Annotated in this window: 21 protein-coding genes and 1 pseudogene; 7 read left to right on the top strand and 15 right to left on the bottom strand. The window is 68.8% G+C overall.

Translation table 11 applies throughout. The annotated features are described in order from the left end of the window. Positions 1-44: 44 nt before the first annotated feature. Positions 45-485, bottom strand: coding sequence for a MarR family winged helix-turn-helix transcriptional regulator (locus tag C2868_RS05325; RefSeq protein ID WP_100811031.1), 441 nt, complete (start codon positions 483-485; stop codon positions 45-47). Between the two features lie 37 nt (positions 486-522). On the opposite strand from C2868_RS05325, the gene C2868_RS05320 reads away from it, so the two are divergent. Further along, positions 523-747, top strand: a complete 225-nt coding sequence (locus C2868_RS05320; protein ID WP_100811032.1) for a hypothetical protein — start codon at positions 523-525, stop codon at positions 745-747. Positions 748-905: 158 nt separating this feature from the next. On the opposite strand, the gene uvrB is transcribed toward C2868_RS05320, so the two are convergent. Together uvrB and coaE are read right to left on the bottom strand one after the other, a co-directional pair. Continuing rightward, complete coding sequence (gene uvrB / locus C2868_RS05315) at positions 906-3002, bottom strand: excinuclease ABC subunit UvrB (RefSeq protein WP_100811033.1); 2097 nt, start codon at positions 3000-3002, stop codon at positions 906-908. Between the two features lie 82 nt (positions 3003-3084). Then, on the bottom strand, positions 3085-3693 hold the full coding sequence (gene coaE / locus C2868_RS05310; protein ID WP_103663029.1) for a dephospho-CoA kinase: 609 nt from the start codon (positions 3691-3693) through the stop codon (positions 3085-3087). A gap of 582 nt (positions 3694-4275) precedes the next feature. On the opposite strand from coaE, the gene C2868_RS05305 reads away from it, so the two are divergent. Next, positions 4276-5082, top strand: a complete 807-nt coding sequence (locus C2868_RS05305; RefSeq protein ID WP_100811035.1) for a response regulator transcription factor — start codon at positions 4276-4278, stop codon at positions 5080-5082. Positions 5083-5140: 58 nt separating this feature from the next. On the opposite strand, the gene C2868_RS05300 is transcribed toward C2868_RS05305, so the two are convergent. The 3 genes from C2868_RS05300 to C2868_RS05290 are packed head-to-tail and all read right to left on the bottom strand — an operon-like array spanning position 5141 to position 9630. Beyond that, on the bottom strand, positions 5141-6307 hold the full coding sequence (locus C2868_RS05300) for a hypothetical protein (protein WP_103663028.1): 1167 nt from the start codon (positions 6305-6307) through the stop codon (positions 5141-5143). Continuing rightward, a complete protein-coding gene (locus C2868_RS05295) occupies positions 6307-7947 on the bottom strand; it encodes a cell wall metabolism sensor histidine kinase WalK (protein WP_100811037.1) in 1641 nt (546 codons plus the stop codon). The genes C2868_RS05300 and C2868_RS05295 overlap by 1 nt, the downstream gene beginning before the upstream one ends. A gap of 51 nt (positions 7948-7998) precedes the next feature. Next, positions 7999-9630 carry an MFS transporter gene (locus tag C2868_RS05290; protein ID WP_100811038.1) on the bottom strand — a complete coding sequence of 544 codons (1632 nt, stop codon included), beginning with the start codon at positions 9628-9630 and terminating at the stop codon, positions 7999-8001. Between the two features lie 62 nt (positions 9631-9692). Here C2868_RS05290 and C2868_RS05285 point away from each other — a divergent pair, with 62 nt between their 5' ends. Then, the gene (locus C2868_RS05285; RefSeq protein ID WP_103663027.1) at positions 9693-10415 is read left to right on the top strand and encodes an SDR family oxidoreductase; all 723 of its coding nucleotides are present in this window, start codon (positions 9693-9695) and stop codon (positions 10413-10415) included. 166 nt (positions 10416-10581) lie between these two features. On the opposite strand, the gene rpsA is transcribed toward C2868_RS05285, so the two are convergent. From rpsA to C2868_RS05260, 5 genes are all read right to left on the bottom strand, one after another. Continuing rightward, on the bottom strand, positions 10582-12030 hold the full coding sequence (gene rpsA / locus C2868_RS05280) for a 30S ribosomal protein S1 (protein ID WP_100811040.1): 1449 nt from the start codon (positions 12028-12030) through the stop codon (positions 10582-10584). A 189-nt stretch (positions 12031-12219) separates the two neighbouring features. After that, entirely contained in the window at positions 12220-12894 is a 675-nt protein-coding gene (locus C2868_RS05275; RefSeq protein WP_157813919.1) for a GAP family protein, read from the bottom strand. A gap of 94 nt (positions 12895-12988) precedes the next feature. After that, a complete protein-coding gene (locus tag C2868_RS05270; protein ID WP_100811042.1) occupies positions 12989-13939 on the bottom strand; it encodes a hypothetical protein in 951 nt (316 codons plus the stop codon). 110 nt (positions 13940-14049) lie between these two features. Then, on the bottom strand, positions 14050-14433 hold the full coding sequence (locus tag C2868_RS05265) for a TraR/DksA C4-type zinc finger protein (protein WP_100811043.1): 384 nt from the start codon (positions 14431-14433) through the stop codon (positions 14050-14052). A 42-nt stretch (positions 14434-14475) separates the two neighbouring features. Next, a complete protein-coding gene (locus tag C2868_RS05260) occupies positions 14476-15333 on the bottom strand; it encodes an SDR family oxidoreductase (RefSeq protein WP_100811371.1) in 858 nt (285 codons plus the stop codon). A 100-nt stretch (positions 15334-15433) separates the two neighbouring features. Between C2868_RS05260 and C2868_RS05255 the strand changes: the two genes are divergently transcribed. Continuing rightward, positions 15434-15805 (top strand): helix-turn-helix domain-containing protein, encoded by a 372-nt coding sequence (locus tag C2868_RS05255; protein WP_100811044.1) that lies wholly within the window; start codon positions 15434-15436, stop codon positions 15803-15805. A 24-nt stretch (positions 15806-15829) separates the two neighbouring features. On the opposite strand, the gene C2868_RS05250 is transcribed toward C2868_RS05255, so the two are convergent. After that, positions 15830-16474, bottom strand: a complete 645-nt coding sequence (locus tag C2868_RS05250) for an NAD(P)H-binding protein (protein ID WP_100811045.1) — start codon at positions 16472-16474, stop codon at positions 15830-15832. An 81-nt stretch (positions 16475-16555) separates the two neighbouring features. Between C2868_RS05250 and C2868_RS05245 the strand changes: the two genes are divergently transcribed. Next, the gene (locus tag C2868_RS05245) at positions 16556-17611 is read left to right on the top strand and encodes an aromatic acid exporter family protein (protein ID WP_100811046.1); all 1056 of its coding nucleotides are present in this window, start codon (positions 16556-16558) and stop codon (positions 17609-17611) included. Here C2868_RS05245 and C2868_RS05240 read toward each other — a convergent pair. The 3 genes and pseudogenes from C2868_RS05240 to C2868_RS05230 all read right to left on the bottom strand — a co-directional run bounded on the left by C2868_RS05240 (position 17584) and on the right by C2868_RS05230 (position 20111). After that, positions 17584-18735: an NAD(P)-binding domain-containing protein gene (locus tag C2868_RS05240; protein WP_232711194.1), complete on the bottom strand. Its 1152-nt coding sequence runs from the start codon at positions 18733-18735 to the stop codon at positions 17584-17586. The genes C2868_RS05245 and C2868_RS05240 overlap by 28 nt on opposite strands. A gap of 54 nt (positions 18736-18789) precedes the next feature. Beyond that, a pseudogene (locus C2868_RS05235) lies at positions 18790-19566 on the bottom strand (isocitrate lyase/phosphoenolpyruvate mutase family protein). A gap of 47 nt (positions 19567-19613) precedes the next feature. After that, a complete protein-coding gene (locus C2868_RS05230; protein WP_100811048.1) occupies positions 19614-20111 on the bottom strand; it encodes a DUF427 domain-containing protein in 498 nt (165 codons plus the stop codon). A gap of 187 nt (positions 20112-20298) precedes the next feature. On the opposite strand from C2868_RS05230, the gene C2868_RS05225 reads away from it, so the two are divergent. Together C2868_RS05225 and C2868_RS05220 are read left to right on the top strand one after the other, a co-directional pair. Then, positions 20299-21741 (top strand): IS1182 family transposase, encoded by a 1443-nt coding sequence (locus C2868_RS05225; protein WP_081766114.1) that lies wholly within the window; start codon positions 20299-20301, stop codon positions 21739-21741. 191 nt (positions 21742-21932) lie between these two features. Next, positions 21933-22718 carry an SDR family oxidoreductase gene (locus C2868_RS05220; protein WP_100811372.1) on the top strand — a complete coding sequence of 262 codons (786 nt, stop codon included), beginning with the start codon at positions 21933-21935 and terminating at the stop codon, positions 22716-22718. The last annotated feature ends 5 nt before the right edge of the window (positions 22719-22723 follow it).

Genomic DNA, 22723 nt, shown 5'->3' with positions numbered 1-22723 from the left:
CGCGGTTCGCGGTCAGCGGAGACACCGAGCGCATACGCTCCTCGTCACAGCCGGCCCGCGCGCCCGGCGAAGGGAGCCAGGGCATCGCGCAGCGCCTCGACTTCTCCCACCTCGAGACCGACGGCCTCCATCACGCGCCCCGGGACCTGGAGAGCGAGCTCTCGCAGCTCACGCCCCTCGTCCGTGAGATCGATGAGCAGCACCCGCTCGTCGGACGTCGATCGCCGCCTGGTCACGAGACCATCCGCCTCGAGCCGCTTGATCAGGGGCGACAGGCTCGCCGGCTCGAGTGCGAGCTCTTCCGCGAGTGCACCGAGTGACCACGGTGCGTCCTCCCAGAGCGCCAGCATGACCAGGTATTGCGGATGCGTCAGCCCGAGCGGTTCGAGGATCGGCCGGTAGATCGACACGACGTTCCGCGCCGCGGTCACGATGGCGAAACACACCTGGTTGTCGAGGCGCAAGAGGTCATCTTTGCTGTGCATCAGGCCAGACTAGCAATTAGTTAGTACACTAATTGTCATGACACACAAGATCCCGTTGCGCCAGCGCATCCGGGAAGCGGGCGGCCTGTACCAGTGGTTCAACGCGTCGTTGATCCGAGTCGCCGGTCCCGCCGCGGTAGGACCCTACGATGACGACGCGGCACAACCCGTCAGACCGGCGCCGTGCCCGATCTGCCGTGCCCCCATGGACGCCCACACGATCGACCGCACCGGACCGAAGCCGCTGCTGCACTGCCCGTAATACGCCGCGCCCGGGATCTCTCTCCCGCGACGGATACACGAATCCGCATCGGCTGCGTGCATCGAAACCGCGGACGTCAATGAGTGGCGCCATCGTGCGATGGGCAGTCGTGTCGCGGCGGCTCGGGAACGTCACCCCGAGGCAGACGGCTCAGCGGATCAGGCGTGCCCGGCCCGCTCCATCGCCCGAAGCTCGCGCTTGAGGTCTTGCACCTCGTCTCGTAGCCGGGCGGCGAGTTCGAACTTGAGTTCGGAGGCGGCCGCCAGCATCTGCGCGCTCAGATCGCCGATCGTCGCCTCGAGCTGGTTCGCTCCCTCGGCCGCGATCCCCTGGTGTCCCTTCGTGCTGAGCGACCGTGGCGTGGGCGCCTTGCCCCTACCCTGGGACGCTCCGCGACCGGCCTCGCGCTTCGAGAGCATCTCGGCCGTGTCTGCGCCCTCGCGCGCCAGCACCTCCGTGATGTCCGCGATGCGCTTGCGCAGCGGGGTGGGGTCGATGCCGTGCTCGAGGTTGTACGCCACCTGCTTCTCACGGCGGCGATCCGTCTCGTCGATCGCCTTTCTCATCGAGTCGGTCATCGTATCGGCGTACATGTGCACCTCACCGGAGACGTTTCGAGCCGCGCGACCGATCGTCTGGATCAGGGATGTCCCGGAACGCAGGAACCCCTCCTTGTCGGCATCGAGGATCGAGACGAGCGACACTTCGGGCAGGTCGAGGCCCTCACGCAGCAGGTTGATGCCCACGAGCACGTCGTACACGCCGGCCCGCAGCTCGGTCAGCAGCTCGACGCGTCGGAGGGTGTCGACATCCGAGTGCAGATAACGGACCCGCACTCCGTGTTCGCCCAGGAAGTCCGTCAACTCTTCCGACATCTTCTTCGTCAGGGTCGTGACGAGCACGCGCTCGTCACGTTCGACACGGAGGCGGATCTGCTCGAGCAGGTCATCGATCTGTCCCTTGGCGGGCTTCACGATGATCTGGGGGTCGACGAGACCCGTCGGGCGGATGATCTGCTCGACGACGCCGTCGGCGATGCCCATCTCGTAACGACCCGGGGTCGCCGAGAGGTACACCGTCTGACCGACGCGGTTCTTGAACTCGTCCCACCGGAGCGGGCGGTTGTCCATCGCGCTCGGCAGACGGAATCCGTGGTCGACGAGTGTGCGCTTACGAGAGGCGTCCCCCTCGTACATCGCGCCGATCTGCGGCACGGTGACGTGCGACTCGTCGATCACGACGAGGAAGTCGTCGGGGAAGAAGTCGAGCAGACAATGGGGCGCCTCGCCCGGCGCGCGCGCATCGATGTGCCGCGAGTAGTTCTCGATTCCCGAGCAGAAGCCGAGCTGCTGCATCATCTCGAGATCGAAGGTGGTACGCATGCGCAACCGCTGCGCCTCGAGCAGCTTGCCCTGACCCTCGAGCTCTTTCAGCCGCTGCTCGAGCTCGGTCTCAATCGTGCCGATCGCGCGCTGCATGACATCGGTGCCCGCGACATAGTGGGAGGCCGGGAAGATCGGGACGGCATCGAGCTTCTCGAGAACGTCGCCCGTGAGCGGATGCAGCCGGTACAACGCCTCGATCTCGTCGCCGAAGAGCTCGATGCGGATCGCGTACTCCTCGTACACCGGGATGATCTCGATCGTGTCGCCGCGCACGCGGAAGTTGCCGCGCGAGAAGTCGACGTCGTTGCGGTTGTACTGCATCGAGATGAACTTGCGGATCAGCGCATCGCGGTCGTACCGCTCCCCCACCTGCAGGGCCACCATGGCGCGCAGGTACTCCTCGGGGGCACCGAGGCCATAGATGCACGAGACGGTCGACACCACGACGACATCGCGCCGCGACAGGAGCGAGTTGGTCGTCGAGTGCCGCAGGCGCTCGACCTCGGAGTTGATCGAGCTGTCTTTCTCGATGAACGTATCGGTCTGCGGCACGTATGCCTCGGGCTGGTAGTAGTCGTAGTACGAGACGAAGTACTCGACCGCGTTGTTCGGCATGAGCTCACGGAACTCGTTCGCGAGCTGCGCGGCGAGCGTCTTGTTGTGGGCCAGGATGAGCGTCGGGCGCTGGACCTGCTCGATGAGCCACGCTGTCGTGGCCGACTTGCCGGTACCCGTCGCACCGAGCAGCACGACGTCGGTCTCACCCGCGTTGATGCGCTGAGCCAGGTCCGCGATCGCGGTCGGCTGGTCGCCCGAGGGCTGATACTCGCTGACGACCTCGAAGGGCCGCACGCTGCGCGTGGTCTGCATGCTTCGAGCCTATGCGGGGGTTCCGACACCGGGCCCGGTGTTCGCGCACCGCGCACGCGCCGGACGCGCGGCCCGCACCGGATCAGCTCCGATCGGGGGTGGTCAGCCGGTTCCACAGCTCGTCGGCCTGCGCGAGCGTCTGTTCGATCGGTCCGGACGTGTCGATCACCACGTCCGCGATCGCCAGGCGCTCGTCGTCGCTGACCTGCGCGGCGATGCGCGCCGCGGCCTCCGTCTCGCCCATGCCCCGCTCCTCTCGCAGGCGCTGAACGCGGAGCGACGCGGGCGCGTGCGCAACGACCACGAGATCCCAGGGATCGCTGCCGCGCGCCTCGACGAGGAGGGGGACGTCGTAGACGATGACCGCGTCCGGATCGGCGGCACGGGCCTCGGCGAACCGGGCGTGGGAGAGAGCACGGACCGCCGGATGCACGATCTCGTTCAGGCGCGCGATCTGGGCGTCGTCTCCGAACACGACGGCCCCGAGCGCGGCGCGATCGAGCGTTCCGTCCGCACGGATGACGTCCGTGCCGAACTCCTCGGCGATGCGGGCGAGCACGGGAGATCCGGACTGCTGGACCTCGCGCACCAGCGCGTCCGCGTCGACGACGACGGCACCGTGCTCGGCGAGCCGGCGGGCGATCGTCGACTTTCCCGCGGCGATGCCGCCGGTGAGGGCGATGAGTGGCATGGATCGAGCATGCCACGCCTGGCAGCAACGTCGGAAAGCGACCCCGTGAACCTCAGGATCGGCTCAAGACGCGACCTGAACACGACCCTGAGCAAGGGCTGAGCCCGTCTTGAGGCACGACCTCTAACGTCATATCTGTCGCACCGAGCGGGTGGCCTGCAGCACAGCACGCGAGACGCGACAGAGGACGGGAACGAGACGCGGGGGACGTCGGATTCTCGGACAGCAAGACAAAGAAGGGCGAGAGCCGGGGGGATCTCGCCATTCGATACATCGGTGCCGGCGCCAGCCGTCCATCCATGTCGCTCGCAACCGCTCGTTCCGTGAAGTCCTATCGGATTCACCGCAACGGGCAAGAGAAACACGTCTGGGGAGACGTCGAGCGCAGGAAATGGACGGCGGCGGGCCCGTATGTACGGGGTCGGTAATTGCGCGGCGTGACCCGCATCCGTGACCGCAAACACCACAGCCAGACGGCAAGAGTTAGGAACAAGAGTGCCTGGGGAAGCATTCAGAAGAGTCTTCTGGGATATCATCGCCGAAGTCAGCGCGCCCGCTCATACGCGTGCCTGGCGGGGAGGGATGTTCGTGTCGAACTCTGGTGTCGCCGTCGTGATCGAGGACGATACAGACATACGCGCGCTCGTCTCGCAGGTGCTCGAGCAGGCGGGCTTCCTGGTCTACGCGGCGTCTTCGGGCGTCGAGGGTCTCGACCTCATCCGCGAATACCAGCCCGTGGTGACGACGTTGGATGTCAGCATGCCCGGCATCGACGGATTCGAAACCGCGAAGCGCATCCGCGAGGTCAGCGATACCTACATCGTCATGCTCACGGCACGCGCCGACGAGATCGACACCCTTCAGGGGCTGCAGGCCGGCGCCGACGACTACGTCACCAAGCCGTTCCGCCCGCGCGAGTTGCGCGCTCGGATCGAGGCCATGATGCGGCGGCCCCGCTCGACCACGCACGCGACGGTCGTCCCGATCGAATCCGCGCCCTCCGCCGTCTCCGCCGCGTCGACCGCGAATCCCCCGTCCCCTCCCGAGCCGGACGATTCGGACGGATGGTACGAGCACCGGGGTCTGCGCCTGCACCCCGAGATGCGTATCGCCACCGTGGACGGCTCGGACGTCGAGCTCACCCGTAGCGAGTTCGACATCATGGCCGACCTGCTGTCGGCGGGTCGGCGGGTCGTCGGCAAGGACGACCTCGCCCTCATGCTCCGTGGTGAGCGTTACGCGGGCGGAAGCGGTTTCGTGAGCGAGCACGATGTGCGCGCGATCGAAGTGCACGTGGCCAATCTGCGCCGCAAGCTGGGCGAATCGGCGGCCAGCCCGCGCTGGATCGAGACGATCCGGGGCGTCGGCTACCGTCTGACCTCCGCCTGAAAGACGCACCGCGCCCGAAGCTCTGCATCGGAGCGGATCCCCGATCGGATTCAGCTGGTCAGACGGCGCCCGCGATCATGACCGAGGCATCCGGACTCGAGGCCGAGCGCACCGCGGCGTCGTTCGCCGCCGTGAAGAGTGCCTCGGAGTCGTAACCCGCGATGTCACTGACGGCTATTCCGACGCCGAGCACGGGGACCACGGATGTCCCCATCGACCCGAAATCGTCGAGCAGGCGGCGGTGGATCCGGCTCGCGACACGCCGCGCATCGCCGATCGATGACGGCTGCAGCGCGATGACGATGCCCGAGGCACCCGCGTAGCCGACGATCGCCGAGGTGGGGGCGTATCGACGCGAACCGACCCGCCAGGCGTGGGCGATGTCTTGAGCCTCGACCGTGCCGAACGCGGTTGCGATTTGGGGCAGGTCGTCGAGACGCACCGAGATCACCGCGATGCGTTCGCTGAACGCCGCGGCACGCTGGGTCAGGTCGCCGAACAGTTTGGTGAACGAATCGTCGTCGTAGAGACCGTCGGCATCGAGCAACAGCGTCGTGCTGTCGCCGCGCCCGCGCAGGCGCGCCTGACCCGACCGCAGGACCGACATGGATACGACAGCGACGATCGTCAGGATGATCGTCAGGAACGATGTGGTGATCGTCCCGAACCAGGTCAGGAAGAACGGGTCGGCCGGACCCACGGTCACGAACACGACGGATCGCGCGACGTAGTACGCGCACTGCACCCCCAGGACGAGCGTCAGCGCAACGGTGGAAGCGCTCCGCCCCATGGCCGATCGCCGGGACTCGACCGCGCCCAGGCCCGCGAGCACGGCGAGGGCGATGAACATCACGAGCGCGCCCGCCCAGGCCCCCCCGTTCGGGCCGTCGACCAGGGACGCGACCAGCACCGCCGCGGCAGCGCCCGCGACGATCCACGCCGACACGCTCAGGGATCGTCCGTTGTAGCTCCGCGACCCGAGCCACAGACAGCCGGTGCCGACGACGAAGGCGGCATTTCCGAGCGCGATCGCGATGCCGGCCTGGTCGGATGCAACCCAGGCCAGGTAGCACAGCGTGGTCAGGATCGCCGCGATGAAAGCGAGAGACCAAATACGTCCGGCCCCGGTGTCGCGTCGCAGCACCGTGTCCAGCACGAACTGGACCCCCGCCACGATGACGACGACGGCGGTGCAGAGCGAGATCGAGAACATGTCGAAGACCATCAGGCTTCTCCCCGGGGGTCGGTGGCGGGCAGTCGCACGATGAAGGTCGCGCCCTCGCCGGATCGTGTCTGGACGGTGATCTCGCCGCCGGATGCACGGACGATGTCGCGGGTGATCGCGAGTCCGAGCCCGCTGCCGTGGGTGGTCGTCTTTCGGACGGCATCCGCCCGGAAGAAGCGTTCGAAGAGGCGCGGCAGCTCCTGCTCGCTGATTCCGGGGCCGTCGTCTCGCACCACGATCCAGGCGTGCAGCCCGTCGGATGTCAGCCCCACCTCGATGTGGCCACCGTCGTCGTTGTACTTCACCGCGTTCGAGAGCAGGTTGTCCATGACCTGACGGATGCGGTGCGGGTCGGCGAATGCCGGAGCGGACTCCACACCCGACGCGTCGATCGTGATGCGCCGTTCGCCCGCCGGCGGGATGACGGCCTCGATCGACGCCATGACCACCTCCGACAGGTCGCACATCTGAGGCGTCACGGACAGGTCCACACCCTGCCGCGACTCGGCCGAGGCCGTGAGGATGTCGGAAACGAGCTCGAGCAGCCGACTGGCGTTGCGTTCGGCGACCTCGAGGCTCCGGCGGGCGGTCGGTGCGAGCGACTCCTCGTCGAGCGCCAGGTCGAGATATCCGATGATCGATGTCAGCGGCGTGCGCAGTTCGTGCGAGACGGATGCGACGAGATCCTCGCGTGCGCGAAGTGCGAGCTCTTCGGTCGTGACGTCGCGCGAGATGACGATCGTGCCGGCATCCTGTCCATTGACGTCCTGGATGCGGCGGGCCGTCATGCTGAGCGCGCGGCGCTTGTCGTCTCCCGGCTCGCCGTACCAGACCAGTTCGTTCTCGAACAGCTCGCCCGCACGGGCCCGCGCGAGAGGCATCTCGTCCGCGAGCAGGCGCGTGACACCGTCCGCGCCGAAGGCCGCCGCTTCCGCGCCCCGCGATCGTGCGCGCTGCAGCCGCGCGTGTGCCTCGTTGGTGACGGCGAGCGAACCGTCGGGAGAGATCCGGATCACGCCGAAGTCGACCGCGTCCAGCGCATCCGTGACGATGTCTTCCTGCCGACGCGCGCGCTCGACCGATCGCTCGAGATTGCGGGACTGTTTGTCGAGCAGCTCCCGTTGAGCCGACGAGCGCCGGGCCGCGAGGTACGCGATCGTGGCGACCGCACCGACCGAGATGGGCAACAGCAACGTCGTGGCCGTGATCTCCTGGCTCGGGCTGATCGCCAGCAAGAGCCAGAACAGGGCCGAGATGCTGGCGACCGCGAGGATGGTGCCCGTGACCCCGTACATGTACGCGATCCACATGGCCGGAAACGCCCACAGGAGTCCCAGACCGGATTCGGGTGACGCGTAGCGCAGGATGGCGATCGCGAAGATGTCGATCGCCGGGATCACGGCCGTCATGTACGGCGGGAACTTGTTCCACGGGACGACCAGGGCCGCACCCGTTGCCGCGAACGCGACGCCCAGGCCCAGGACGAACGCATCGAAATTCTGCGCCTGCTGCAGCGCGAGGATGAACAGCGAACCGAGCAGCACGATGCTGCCGAGCAGAACCTGGTTCTGCACCACCGTGCGTTCGCGGATACTGCCGTGAAGGCGGGAGCGACGCGCGAGAGCAGCGTCGGAGGTCATTTCTGAAACTTACCGTGCCGAGGCCCGACGAGGTGCGAGCCACGCAGACCGTTACCCGCGCTCGGGCACCGTAGGCTCGGTCCTCCCCGACGCATCCTGCGTCTCGTAGAGCGAGACCAGCTCACGCTCACGGCTGTGCGGAGGCAGGAAGAAAGCGACGAGACCCGCGCCCAGCGCGATCGCGATAGCACCCACGAGGTATGCGAAGAGGGCGCCGGAGACCAGGCTGTGACTGGCCGCGGCCAGGATCTCGTCCTTGTACTGCGGGTACTGGTCGGCCACGTGCAGCGCGGAAGCGAAGGATGCCTGAAGTGCGGTCGTCACGCTGTCGCTGATCTGCGAGGCCTGGGGGCTCGCGGCGATCGAGCGAGCGAATGCGGCGGCGAAACCGGTCGCGAGGATCGCCCCGAGAAGCGCCTGCATGATGGACCCGCCGAGGTCGCGCTGCAGATCGGACGTCGCCGAGGCCATCCCGACCCGGCGCACGGGTGTGCTCTCGGTGAGCGCCCGCGAGGCCGGTGTCATCGCGAACGCTGCGCCGGCACCGATGACGAGGAACCCGAACCCTATCAGCGGATACGGCGTCTGCTCACGCCAGAACAGCATCGTGACGAACCCGACGAAGACGAGCGCGTACCCGACGAGCATCGTCACGCGGGAGCCGCGGGCCGTGACCAACCGGGCCGAGATCGGCGCGACGACCAGAAGACCCACGGCCGCGGGAACGACCGCGAGACCCGCCTCGAGCGTGTCGTATCCGAGGATGTTCTGCAGAAACTGCTGACCCACGAACATCGCGCCCATGAGCGATCCGAACACGATCGTGCCAGCCGTAGCGGGCACCCAGAAGAGTCTGCGGCGCGCGACCCGCAGGTCGTAGAGCGGATGAGCCGTGACCGCCTGGCGCCACCCGAACAACACCAGCAAGATCAGCGCCGAGAGAAGCAGGACGGCGCCCACGAGCACCTGCCCCGGCGCGAACACCATGCTGATGCCCAGGACGAGCGCGGCGATCGCGAACGTCGCGAGCACTCCCCCACGGTGGTCGACGGGATCACTCGACTCCTTCACGTGCGCGGGCACCAGGATCGCGACGAGGACGAGAGCCGTGGCCGCGATGGGCAGCGCGAGAAGGAATGCCGAACCCCACCAGAACGCCTGCAGCAGCAGCCCGGCGAGCACGGAGCCGACGACCGTGGCCATCGCGCTGACGCTCGACCAGAGCGCGATGGCGCCCGTGCGCTTCGGCCCATTGGTCCAGAGCGCGGTGATGAGCGAGAGCGTCGTGGGGTAGGCCATGCCGGCCGCGATGCCCGTGAAGATCCGCGCCGCGATGAGCAGCTCGACCGAGGGGGCGAACGCGGAGAAGAGGCTCGCCACGACCGTGAGCGCGAGGCCGAGCATCAACAGCTGCTTGCGGCCGTACCGGTCCGCCAGCGCGCCGAGGTAGAGCACCGACATCGCGAGGCCGAGCGAGCAGCCGAGGGCGACGAGATTGAGGGATGTCTGACCGGCGCCGAACGCGTCGCCGATGTCCGGCAGCGCGATGTTCGCCGCCGCCAGGTTGATGTTGCACACCAGCGCGGCGAGGATCAGCGACGACAGCACCCAGGGGGCGCGTCGAGGTGCGTCAGCAGCGGCCGTATCGGCAACTCCGGGCGGAAGCGGGGCCGCATCGGTCATGGCATCACGATAGCGCCCGCGGCGGTTCGCGATCGGCCGCCCGGGCCGCGTATACAGGTTTCATGAGTTCACATTCCGCCCCCGCATCCGATCGCCGTCCCGTCGCCCTGGTCACGGGCGCTTCGGGAGGCATCGGTGGCGCGATCGTGCGAGATCTGGCGAACACCCACCGGGTCGTCGCCGTCGGCCGCGACGAGCAAGCGCTCGCGCGGCTGGCCGCCGATACCGGAGCCGAAACACGGATCGTCGAGCTGACGGATGCGAACGCGATCGACAGCCTGGCGGCACAGTTCGATCGGCTCGACGTGCTCGTCCACGCGGCCGCGATCGCCGATGTCCGCTCGGTCGAGCAGGCGACGGCCGACGATTGGGAGCGACAGCTGAGCATCAACGTCGTCTCGCCCGCGCTTCTGACGTGGGCGACGCTGCCGCTCATCCGTCGCAGCGCAGGCACCGTGATCTTCATCGGATCCGGTTCCGGAACCCGGCCCACGGCCGGAAGCGCGATCTACACCGCCTCGAAGTTCGCGCTCCGCGCCATCGCCGATGTCCTGCGACTGGACGAAGCGCGACACCGCGTCCGCGTCGTCACCGTCGCACCGGGACCGACCGACACGGCCATGCAGCGCACCATGGTGGCGGATGCCGGGGGAACCTATGTTCCCGAGCGCTACATCCGTCCGGAATCGGTCGCGCGCGAGGTGCGCCACGTCGTGGACGCGCCGTCGGACGTCCACATCACGCATGTCGCCGTGCGGCCGCGCGTCGAGGTGCCCCGCGCCTGACACAGAGTACGCGGGCCGCGCCGCGCCCGCGAACGGTCGCGATTCGTCGTGTGCACGGCGAGTGAACGGCGGGTCGCGACCGCTCGCGCCCCTGTTTCCCTCGGCAACGCCACAGGGGCCGAGGTCCGAAGACCCCGACCCCTGTCGGTCGTTGCGGATTCGCGGCTTAGCGGCCCGCGAGCTTCTCACGAAGAGCCGCGAGCGACTCGTCATCGGCGAGCGTGCCCGCTCCGGCCGACTCGCTCGAGAACGACGACGACGCGGATGCCTCGGGCGCTGCGGCCTCGGCCTCGGCGGCCTTGGCGACGAGGGCCTTGTGGTGCTCCCAGCGCGCCTGGGCAGCGGCGTACTCCTGCTCCCACTTCTCGCGCTCGGCGTCGAAGCCTTCCTTCCAGGCCTGCGTCTCGACGTCGAAGCCCTCGGGGTACTTGTACTCCCCGTTCTCGTCGTACTCGGTCGCCATACCGTACAGAGCCGGGTCGAACTCGGTACCGAACGGGTCGATCGAGTCGTTGGCCTGCTTGAGCGACAGCGAGATGCGGCGACGCTCGAGGTCGATGTCGATGACCTTGACGAACACCTCTTCGCCGACCGAGACGACCTGCTCGGCGAGCTCGACGTGCTTGCCCGACAGCTCCGAGATGTGCACGAGGCCCTCGATGCCGTCCGCGACGCGGACGAACGCACCGAACGGAACGAGCTTGGTGACCTTACCCGGCGCGACCTGACCGATCGCGTGCGTCCGGGCGAAGACCTGCCAGGGGTCCTCCTGCGTCGCCTTGAGCGACAGGGAGACGCGCTCGCGGTCGAGATCGACCTCGAGGATCTCGACGGTGACCTCCTGGCCGACCTCGACGACCTCGCTGGCGTGCTCGATGTGCTTCCACGAGAGTTCGGAGACGTGCACGAGGCCGTCCACGCCACCGAGGTCGACGAACGCACCGAAGTTGACGATCGACGAGACGACGCCCTTGCGGACCTGGCCCTTGTGCAGCGCGTTGAGGAAGTTCGTGCGCGACTCCGACTGCGTCTGCTCGAGCAGCGCGCGGCGGCTCAGGACGACGTTGTTGCGGTTCTTGTCGAGCTCGAGGATCTTCGCCTCGATCTCCTGGCCGAGGAACGGCGTGAGGTCGCGGACGCGACGCAGGTCGATGAGCGACGCGGGCAGGAAGCCGCGGAGTCCGATGTCGACGATCAGGCCACCCTTGACGACCTCGATCACCTGACCGGTGACGACACCGTCGTTCTCCTTGATCTTCTCCACGTCACCCCAAGCGCGCTCGTACTGAGCGCGCTTCTTGGACAGGATGAGACGGCCTTCCTTGTCCTCCTTCTGGAGAACGAGAGCCTCGACAGCGTCGCCGAGCTTGACGACCTCGTTGGGGTCGACGTCGTGCTTGATGGAAAGTTCGCGCGAGGGGATGACACCCTCGGTCTTGTACCCGACGTCGAGGAGGACCTCGTCGCGGTCGATCTTCACGACGGTGCCTTCGATGAGGTCTCCGTCGTTGAAGAACTTGAGGGTCTTCTCGACCGCGGCCAGGAAGTCTTCAGCAGATCCGATGTCGTTGATCGCGACCTGCTTGGGAGCCGTGGCGGTCGTTGCGGTAGTCATGTAGTGGGTTGTCCTTGTTGGTTGTATGGTCGGGCTCCGACCCTGTCCGGACGCCATGTGGACGAACGGATGCCCGGGGTCGGGCGAAGCGGATTTCTTGTTGCCGTGCACGCACGGCGAGAACGTCACAGAAGTGACATTCAAGGGTATCAGAACGCTGCCGACGCCCGCAGTATGCCCGCGAACCGACTACAGGTGGATGCCGAACCACCCGAGGGTGCCGGTGCCGAGAAGCAGCACGAAGACGCCGACGAGCACGAGCACGATCGACATCACGAATCCGGAGTCGCGTTCGATCCAGTCCTGGATCCGTTCCATGCGTGCGCGTACGCCGCCGCGGGCGAACGTGAAGAGCACCGTGATCGCGGCCACCGTGGACACCGATGCGATCACGAAGACCGCCAGCATGAAGACCAACACGAGGAACGGCGGGTCCGCGTGGCGCACACGCGTCGCGGCCGTGGCGGTGATGAGCAGCGCCTCGGGGTGGATCGCGAAGCTCGCGCCGAGCGCGACCGTCAGCGTCGGGGTGAGGTTACGCACTCCCCGTACGAGCGGTGACGACCGCGGGGCGGTTCGCCGCCGCGCTATCTGAATGACGCCGAGCACGACCATGAGCACACCGGCGACGATCTCGATCCACCCGATCAGTGTCTTGTCGCCGAACTTCGGCAGCCGCACGGCATGCAGGGCTCCCGCGAAGAGCGCCATGATCAGGAGCAGGGCGGCCGCGTACCCGATCGTGATCAGCCATCCGGGACGCGACTCGCGGGCCGACAGGACGACGACGATCGTCGTCACGATGGGGATCGTCGTGAACGCAACGGTCAGCCCGAGGGCGATGAGCACCAGCCAGTCGGCCACCGTCGTGTTCCTTTCCGGGTCGCGCAGGCCTTCCGGTTCGCACGGGGCGAATCGCGAGACATGTCCCCGGTAAGTGTGCCAGGACTGCGGCCGGTCAGGCGCGCTCGACGTCCACCCAGGCCATCATGTCCTGTCGCACGCGCCGCGGGTCGACACCCGCTCGGGGTGCCAGTTCCGCGATGTACTCGGCGACGAGCGAGGTCGCGGCGGCGCGGGTGACACGCGCGGTGCCGGCATAACGCGCGCGCAGGACCGAGACGACCCAGGCGACATGCTCGGGCCTGATCGTGAGACCCCGCGTCGCGGCACCCTCGACGGCCGCACGTGCCCGCTCGTCGAGGCTCCTTCGCGTGAACCCCGCGAGCACCTCCGGATCGAGGCGACCTGTCGCCAGGAGCGCGGTGATGGTGTCGCTGAGTTCCGACCAGGTCACGAGCGGCAGGGCCGGGTCGATGACGCGCAGCGCACGGATGGACGCGGGCGCACGGGCATCCTCGACCCGTTCGGCATGGCGCGCATGGTTCACGGCGCGCAGGCGCACGGGTTGCACCATCTCCGCGCCCGGATCCTCGTCCGGATGACCGCTGTCGCCTTCCGGCTCGAGACCGGATTCCGACGCCCCGGCGGCCTCTTCCACGACGTACTCGGCCAGCGCCCGCGCGGCGAACAGGGCCAGGGGCACGGTCGCGAGTCCACGCAACGTGGCGGCCTCGTCCTCCGCGCCCGTCGCGAGAAGCAGGCGCGCGGCGGTGTCGAGCGCACGATAGGTCTCGGCCGCGTCGAACGGTCGGATGCGAGCCCACGCGTCCCACACGGCCTGCAACTCACGGGCGTACCCCGCGATGGCGTTGACCGACGCATCGTTCCCATCGTCTGCGGGGGCGCAGGCGAGCACCCTCAGCATGCTCACGAGGTCGCGATCGATACGATCGTCGTCCCCGATGCCCCCGGTGTCGTGCGGATCGTATGCCGCGGCGTGATCGAGCAACACCCGATCGAGATACGGCCCCACGCCCACGACGACGAGCTCGAGGGCGTCGCCCACCAGCGCTCTGTTCTCAGTCCCCACTGCGGTCCCTGCCTTCGGCGGCCCCGGACTCCGCCCCGCGGCGACAGTCTCCGACGAGGTGGCTTTGGGTGCGAGTGTAGCGAGGCTCAGCGCGACGCGCCCAGGCACGGCACGCACATCGTTGCGGCCGGCCTCAGACGCAGACGTCCGTCGACGATCCGCTCGCCGCACCGGGCGCACCGGCCGTACTCCCCCGCACGCAGTCGCTCGCCCGCCCTTTCGAGCTCGGCCAGCTCCGTGAGGTACTCGCCCCGAAGCCCCTCGGCGCGCGACCATTCGGTGATCAGCGTCGACCCCTCGGGGTCGTGCTCGTCATCCGTCCACTCCTCACGAGCGTCGCGGATACCCGTCAGCTGCGACTCGATCAGACTCAGACGCGCCGCGATCTCTTCGTGCCGCGCGCGGATGTACCCGCCGTAGTCGGGTCGTTCCCCCTCGTGCGGTCCCGACACCGCGGCCCCCGCCGTCATCCTTCAACGATAGGTCGAAGGACGACAGCGAGGGCCGTCCGATCAGACGCGGAGCGCGCGCACGCCATCGACCAACGGCGTCGTCGGCCGACCCAGGAGGTTCGAGAGCACCCCGTCCGCCTGCGACAGGACCCCGGCCGCGATCGCCTGGTCGAGGCCCACGACGAACCCGACCGTGCCCTCGTCCAAGCCCGCGGCGGCGAGACCGGCGGCGAGCTGCTCGCTCGTCAGTCGCTCGTAGACCACCTCGCGGCCGAGGGCCTCGGATGCGGCGGCGGCGAAGTCGTCGAACGTCCAGGCGACATCACCCGAGAATTCGTACACCTGGCCCACGTGGCCGTCCTCGACGAGAACCGCCACAGCCCCCGCGGCGTAGTCGGCGCGGCTCGCGCTCGCGACGCGCGCGCCGCCCACGGATGACGCGACGACGCCCGTCTCTGCCGCTCGCGCCACATCCGCCGCATAGTTCTCGTGGTACCAGTTGTTGCGAACGATCACGGCGGGGATGCCGGATGCGGCGATCATCTCCTCGGTTGCCCGATGGTCGGCGCCGAGCGCGTAGTCGAAGGTCGTCGCCTGCGGTGCGCTCGTGTACACGAGACGATCGACACCGGCGGCGTGTGCGGCACGGACCACGTTCTCGTGCCCCGCGACGCGTGCCCCGGGAACGGACCCCGAGATGAGCAGGACGCGATCGACACCCTGCAGCGCGGTCGCGATCGTGGCGGGCCGGTCGTAGTCGATCTCGACCGTCGAGATGCCCCGCTCGGCGAAGTCGGCGACCTTCTCGGGCGAGCGCGCACCGGCGACGATGTCCGAGGGTGCGATGCCGCTCGCGACCAGTGCCTCGACGGCGAGGCGACCGAGGTTTCCGCCTGCGGCGGTGACCAGGTATTTCATGGAGAGTCCTTTCAGAACGACGAGTGTCTCCTTCGCCAACCACCGCCCCGACTCAATGCATTCCAGCCGCCAGGTACCCACTTTTCGGTAAGTTACTCACATGAGCGTAAGTCTTGCCGATATCCGGGACGTGGCGGGAGACGCCGTCTTCACCGACGGATGCCCCACGCGCACCGTGCTCGACCACGTGATGAGCAAGTGGGGCGTGCTGGTGCTACTGGCACTCAGCGACGGGACACGACGATGGGGCGTGCTGCGACGCGAGGTCGACGGCATCAGCGAGAAGATGCTCGCGTCCACGCTCCGCACACTCGAGGCCGACGGGCTCGTGCATCGCCAGTCGTACCCCGAGGTCCCGCCCCGCGTCGAGTACGCGCTGACGGAACTCGGTCGTGAGCTGATGGAGCGGATGCTGCCGCTCATGGAGTGGATCGCCGCGAATTCGGCGGCGATGCTCACCCGCACCCCCTGACGGCCTCGCGCCCGCCCGAAGCCCTCAGGCGCGGACGGCCTCGGCGATCGGGGTCTCGCCGGTGTTGAACTCGATCGTGCGCCGGATCGTCGACGGCTCGTCCAGGACGGCGGCGATGACGGCCGCGACGTCCGCGCGGGCGACCGTCCGCGATTCCGCGCCGCCCACGTCGATCCGTCCCGTCGGCGGGTCGAGCGTGAGTCCGCTCGGACCGAGGATGGTCCAGTCCAGCCCCGTTGCGCGCAGGTGCTCGTCGGCGGCCGCCTTGGCCTCGGCGTAGGCGAAGAACGCGTCGTCCGCCGGCACGCCGTGCTCGGATCCGGCCCCGAAGTACGACACCATCACGTAGCGCACTGCCCCCGCTGACTGCGCCGCATCCATCGAACGGATGGCCGCGTCGCGATCGATCGCGTAGGTCCGGGCGGCGTCTCCCCCGCCGGCCCCCGCGGACCAGACCACGGCGTCGTGCCCGGCGAGGAGCCCGGCGAGTGCTTCGCGATCGAGTTGCGTGACGTCCGCGACCACGGCGGTCGCGCCATCCGACTCGACATCGGCCGTGTGGTCGACGTTGCGGACGACGGCCGAGACGTCGTCCCCGCGGGCGACGAGGAGCGGTGTGAGCAGGCGGGCGACTCTGCCGTGGCCGCCGATGATCAGAATCCGGGACATACGATCCTCCTCGAGCGTTCGGAACGACCCAGCCTATGCGCGCCCCGTGGTCGCCGGGCCGCTACCGGCATACCGTGGGGGATGCGCGTGACATCCGCCATCCGGGCCCCGCACCGGGTGCCCCTCCTGCAGGTCGCGAAGTCGGCGATCGCGACCGTCGGGGCGTGGCTGATCGCGGACGCGATCGTGCAGGGTCCGCCCCCGGTCTTCGCGGCGATCGCTGCGCTGCTGGTCGTGCAACCCAGCCTCAACCAGTCGTTCAGCAAGGCGATCGAACGCAGCGTCGGGGTGATCGTCGGGGTGGTCATCGCGTCGGTGCTCGGGATCGCCTTCGGCGAGGACACCTGGGTGATCCTCGTGTCGATCGTCGTCGCGCTCATCGTCGCGTGGCTGGCGCGCGCCACCGCGGGCACCGCGAATCAGGTTGCGATCAGTGCGCTCCTGGTGCTCTCCCTCGGCGCAGCGACACCGGGATACGCGTTCGACCGCGTTCTCGAGACGGTCATCGGAGCGGCGATCGGCATCATCGTGAACGTCATCCTCGTCCCCCCGGTGGCCGTCGCCCCCGCACATCGCGCCGTCGATGCACTGGGTGAGGAGGTCGCTGCCTCGCTCGAGCGCCTCGCGGCCGCCCTCGAGAATCCGCCGTCTCCTGCAGGGATGCCGCGCGCGGGTGTCGAGGAGCTGTTGCTCACGGCTCGGCTCATGCGGCCCATGCGTGATGCCGCCGAGAAGGCGATCATCGCGGGGCGCGACTCGCTGACCCTCAACCCCCGTGCCCGCCGACATCGCGACGAGTTGGCGGCCCTCAGCACAGTGCTCGATCGCCTCGGTCCCATCGTGACGCAGGTGATCGGGATGACGCGCGCGTTCTCCGACCACTACGACCCGACCATCGCCGAAGAGCCCACCGTCCGGGCCATCGCCGACCAGCTGCGCCGGGCCGCCCACGACGTGCGCCTCGAGCTGCGAGTCGGCACCGACGCGGGTGCTCCGGACGTGACGGGCGAGGGGATGGTTCCCGCACTCACCGCTCCGCTCGCCATCACGATGCCGTCGCCGGATCATTGGATCCTGATCGGCTCGCTCCTCGAAGACCTGCAGCGCATTCACGCGACGCTGTCACGCGCCGCGTAGAGCGCCGGCGGCGCCGCGTTCAATTCCGCGACGATCTGCGCAACCGCGGCGCGTCCGGCCCGGTTGGCGCCGATCGTGGACGCCGACGGTCCGTACCCGATCAGGAACAGGCGCGGTTCGTCGGTCGCCCGGCTGTCCTCGACACGGATGCCACCACCCGCCACACGGATGCGCAGCGGCGCGAGGTGGTCGAGCGCGGCGCGGAAGCCCGTCGCCCAGAGGATCGCATCGGCGGCGACGAACGAACCATCCGGCATCCGCACCCCGTGCTCTTCCATCGACGTGAACATCGGATGCCGCACCAGCACACCGCGCGCCTGTGCCGCGCGCGCCCACGGTGTCCAGTGCATCCCGGTCACCGAGATGACACTGCCCGGCACGAGCCCCTGGCGGACCCGTTCGTCGACGCCCGCGATCGCCGCGACGCGCGCCGCGATGTCGAAGTCGTCGTCGATCCACTCCGGCTCGCGCCGCGTCACCCAGAACGTCTCGGCGACGCGCGAGATCTCGTCGAGCAGTTGGATCGCCGAAACCCCGGCACCGACGATCACGACCCGCTGACCGGCGAACTCGTCGGCCGCGACGTAGTCCGCGACGTGCAGCTGCCGCCCCCGGAACCTTTCCTGACCCGGATAGCGCGGCCAGAACGGCTTCGTCCACGTGCCGGTCGCGTTGATGACGTAGCGCGAGTCGTAGGTCGCGCGGTCCGTCTCCACGCGCAGACGCCCACGCTGATCGTCGTCCTCACGCTCGATCGCCCGAACCTGTTCGGGCCGGTGCACGCGCAGATCGAAACGTTCCTCGTGCTCGGCGAAGTACGCCGGAAGGATGTCTCGGCTCGCCGACGTCGGATCCGCCGGTGGAACGGGATATCCGGGGAGTTCGTGAATTCCGTTGACCGTGCCCATCCGGAGCGACTCCCAGCGATGCTGCCAGGCTCCGCCGGGTCCGGGGTTGGCATCCAGCACCACGAACGTCCGCGCACCCGATCCGGCACCATCGAGCGGCACGAGACCGCGTCGTCGCAGGTGGTAGGCCGCCGAAAGTCCGGCCTGACCGGCACCGATCACGACGACGTCGACGGCGATGGGCGCGCCGACGTCCACCTGCCTGTCTGGGCCCACGGACGACGCCTCCACGCCCATCAGAACCGAGGCCCGGGCCGCCCTATTCCGCGATCAGTTGAGCGCGCGCACCGAGGCGGGGATGACGCCGTCCGCGTACAGGTCGATCGCGAGGTCCTGCAGCGCGGTCACAGCGACCCGCTGCGTCATCGGCCCGTACGAAATGCGAGCCACCCCGAGTGCTTCGTACTCGGCGGCCGGGAGCGCACCGGGCAATCCGATGACGCTCAGCTTGCCCGCGCCCAGGCCCGCGACGAGTTCGCGGGTCGTGTCGGCATCGAGGATCCCCGGGACGAACACCAGGCTCGCGCCGGCGTCGAGGTAGGCGCGCCCCCGCTCGATCGCGTCCGCGATCGACTCCTCGCGCGGGCGACCGCCGCCGCGCACGAAGGCATCCGTCCGTGCATTCAGGACGAACGGCACGCCCTCCGCCTCTCCGGCGGCGACGATGGCCCGCACGTTCGCGACGGACTCGTCGAGCGGGCGCAGCCTGTCCTCGACGTTCGCGCCGACGACACCCACGCCGATCGCACGCCGCGTCGTCTCGCCCGCATCGCCGTAGCCCGCGTCGAGGTCGGAGCTGACGGGTAGGTCCGTCGCCGCGACGATGCGCCCCACCATGTCGAGCATCACCTCGAGGGGGATGTTCTCGCCGTCCTCTTAGCCGAACGTCGCGGCGATCGAGTGACCGGCGGTGGCCAGGGCCTTCGTCTCGGGAAGGGCGGCGATCGCCCGCGCCGAGACGGCGTCCCAGACGTTCACCACCCGAAGGATCTCGGGGGCGGCATGCAGTCGCTCGAGGGTCTGGGCCTTGTCCACCTGGGTGCTCATGCCCCCACGCTAACGGTCGCCGAGCCGGTCGGCGCGACCAGCGTGGCCTACCAGCCGTTCGACCCCGGCACACCCTTGAACGGACCCGCGATGGCGGCCGTGATCCATCCGCCGTAGAAGCCACCCGGCTGCGGCTCGACGCGCTCGCCGGCGACCGTGCAGGCATCCATCTCGCCCGGGTGGACCGCCACGCGGTCGGCCAGCAGCTCGAAACCGGTCGACGGATGCGGGTAGTTCCAGGCGGCGCCCGCCACCACGCGGTCGCCGCCGCGCACGTCGAGGTATCGAGCGGCGCCCTTCCACTCGCAGAACGACGAGCCGGCGGCCGGCGCGAGTGCACCCTCGGTGAAGTCCGCGAGGGGCAGGTAGTAGACCGGTGGGTGACTCGTCTCGAGCACGCGGACGACATCCCGGGTCTCGACGATCCGGATGCCGCCCAGGTCGATCGTGACCGCGGCATCAACGCGCTCCACCCGCGGCGGGCGCGGGTAGTCCCAGACGGATTCCTGTCCCGGAGCAACGGGGTCGGGCGTGGGGCGACGCATCCGACAACGCTAGTGCGCCCCGCGCACTAGCGGCTCGGACCCGCGCACGCAGACTCGGCCCCCGCACATCCGGCGGCACCTAGGTGCGTGGGTCAGATCCTTCCGTTAACGCGCCGGGGTGAATCCGGTGGATAGCGCGGGGTGCTGGGAGAATCGATTCATGACGGTGACTGCCAGCCTGGAGGGTCTGTTCGAGGTCGAGCCGGGTGAGGCGCGGGCGCCGGGATCGGCTGCACCGGCGGGTGCGGGCAAGACGTTCCGTGGGTATGACCAGGGGCAGTGTTTCCTGCTCCCGCCGAGTCTGGATGACTGGCTGGACGAGGATGATGAGGCCCGGTTCATCTCCGAGGTCGTCGAAGAGCTCTTGGATCTGACGCCGGTCTACGCGTCGTACGCGTCCGCCTCGGGTGCGCCTCCGTATGACCCGCGGATGATGTTGAAGCTGCTGCTGTTCGCGTACGCGACGGGCGTGACCTCGTCTCGTGAGTTGGAGCGGCGCTGCAAGCGCGATATCGCCTTCCGGTGGCTGTCGGGCAACCAGGCGCCCGACTACCGGTCGCTGGCCCGGTTTCGTCGGCGTCACCTGGATGCCCTGCCGGGGTTGTTCCTGCAGGTGCTGCGGGTCTGCGCGGAGGCGGGGCTGGTGCGGTTGGGGCGGGTCGCGCTGGATGGCACGAAGCTGGCTGCGAACGCGTCGCGGCATAAGGCGATGAGCTATGACCGGATCGTGCCGAAGATCGATCAGCTCCAAGCCGAGGTCGCTGCGCTGCTCGCCGAGGCGGAGGCGGTCGATGAGGCCGAGGATCAGCAGTTCGGCCAGGACCGGCGCGGGGACGAGGTCGCCCCGGAGCTGGCCCGCCGTGAGGGGCGCCTGGCAAAACTACGTGCCGCGAAGGACGCGATCGAGGCCGACGCCGCCGAGAAGGCGGCAGCCGTGGCGCGGAAGAAGGCCGACGCCGCCGGTCAGCCCCCTGAGCAGGCCGACGCGGCCGTCGCGACTGCGGTGGACACGGCGGCGCCGAAGCCGAAAGCGCAACGCAATTTCACCGATCCTGAGGCGCGGATGATGAAGACGGTCCGCGGCTTCGATTACGCGTTCAACGCGCAGGCCGTTGTCGATGAGGGCCACCAGATCGTGTTGAGCGCCGAGGTCACCCAGCAGGCCACCGATATCCAGCAGTTCGTCCCGATGGCCGAGCAGACCCTACGGAACCTCGACGCGGCAGGAATCGAGCGTTCCCCAGAGGTCGTCCTCGCTGACGCGGGCTACTGCTCGGAAGCCAACCTCGAAGCCGCCGACGATCTGGACGCACAGGTGTTGATCGCGACGGGACGGCAACGTCACGGCGAGAGCTTCCCTACCGCCGGCGCCCCGGACCCGGCCCCAGAGGACGCGAGCCGGCGGGAGCGGATGGCGCACGCGCTGCGCACCGAGCAGGGCCGCACCGACTACGCGCGCCGCAAAGCCATCGTTGAACCCGCGTTCGGGCAGATGAAGACCCGGCAAAACGCCGGACAGCTCCGGCTACGCGGACTCGCCGGCGCCCAAGGCGAATGGCTACTCCACACGATCTGCCACAACCTCCGCAAGCTCCGCGTCGCTACAGCCGCCGGGCTGGCGCCCGCATAGGCCTCCCCAGGGGTCCCTGGGCGTCACAGCACGCACCGACAGTCGCCACGAGCCCCTCGCCGTGCGATCCCGCACGCTCTCACACCGCAACGGCCCGCCCGTTCCCGTTCGCGACCGTCAGCGCGCGATGCCAGAGTCAACGCCGCGCGCCACGCCACCCGATTCTGACCCGCGCACCTAGTGTGGCGATCATGCCCATCGACTTCACCGCCACCACCGCCCTGATCACCGGCGCGAGCTCCGGTATCGGCGCCGCCTTCGCCGACGCCCTCGCCGCCCGCGGGGCGGACGTCGTGCTCATCGCACGCCGTGAGGACCGCCTGATCGAGCTCGCGAGCGAGCTGAGTGATCGCCACGGCATCACGGCCACACCGATCGCGATGGATCTGGCACGCACCGAGGCGGCGACCGAACTGCGCGACGAACTGGAGGCGCGGGGCATCCGGATCGACACCCTGATCAACAACGCCGGCTTCGGCATGCGCGGGGATTTCATCGACGCAGATCCCGCACGAGTGGCCACGATGATCCAGGTGAACGTCACGACGCTCGTCGCCCTGACCCACGCCTTCCTGCCTGCGCTCGTCGCGAGTGGTCGCGGAGCGCTCGTCAACGTCTCGAGCGTCGTCGCGTACCAGCCGACCCCACACATGGCCGTGTACGGAGCATCGAAGGCCTTCGTCCTGAGCTTCACCGAGGCGATCGCCTACGAGACCCGGGCGTCGGGGCTGCGGGTGCTGGCGATCAGCCCGGGTGCTACCGCCACCGAGTTCTTCGAGATCGCGCAGGCCGAGGACATGGCCCGCGGGCGCGTGCAGACCCCGGCGCAGGTGGTCGCGAACGCCCTGCGCGCGCTCGATCGCCGCCGCACTCCGCCGAGCATCGTCTCGGGCGGCACGAACGCGGTGGCGGCGACACTCGCGGGCATCATGCCGCGCGGCCTCGTCCTCGACGCGAGCGGCCGACTTCTCGCCTGAGCCCC

The sequence above is a fragment of the Microbacterium sp. CJ77 genome, assembly GCF_002911615.1.
Classification (GTDB): Bacteria; Actinomycetota; Actinomycetes; order Actinomycetales; family Microbacteriaceae; genus Microbacterium.
This window is presented reverse-complemented; position numbering and strand designations above follow the sequence as displayed.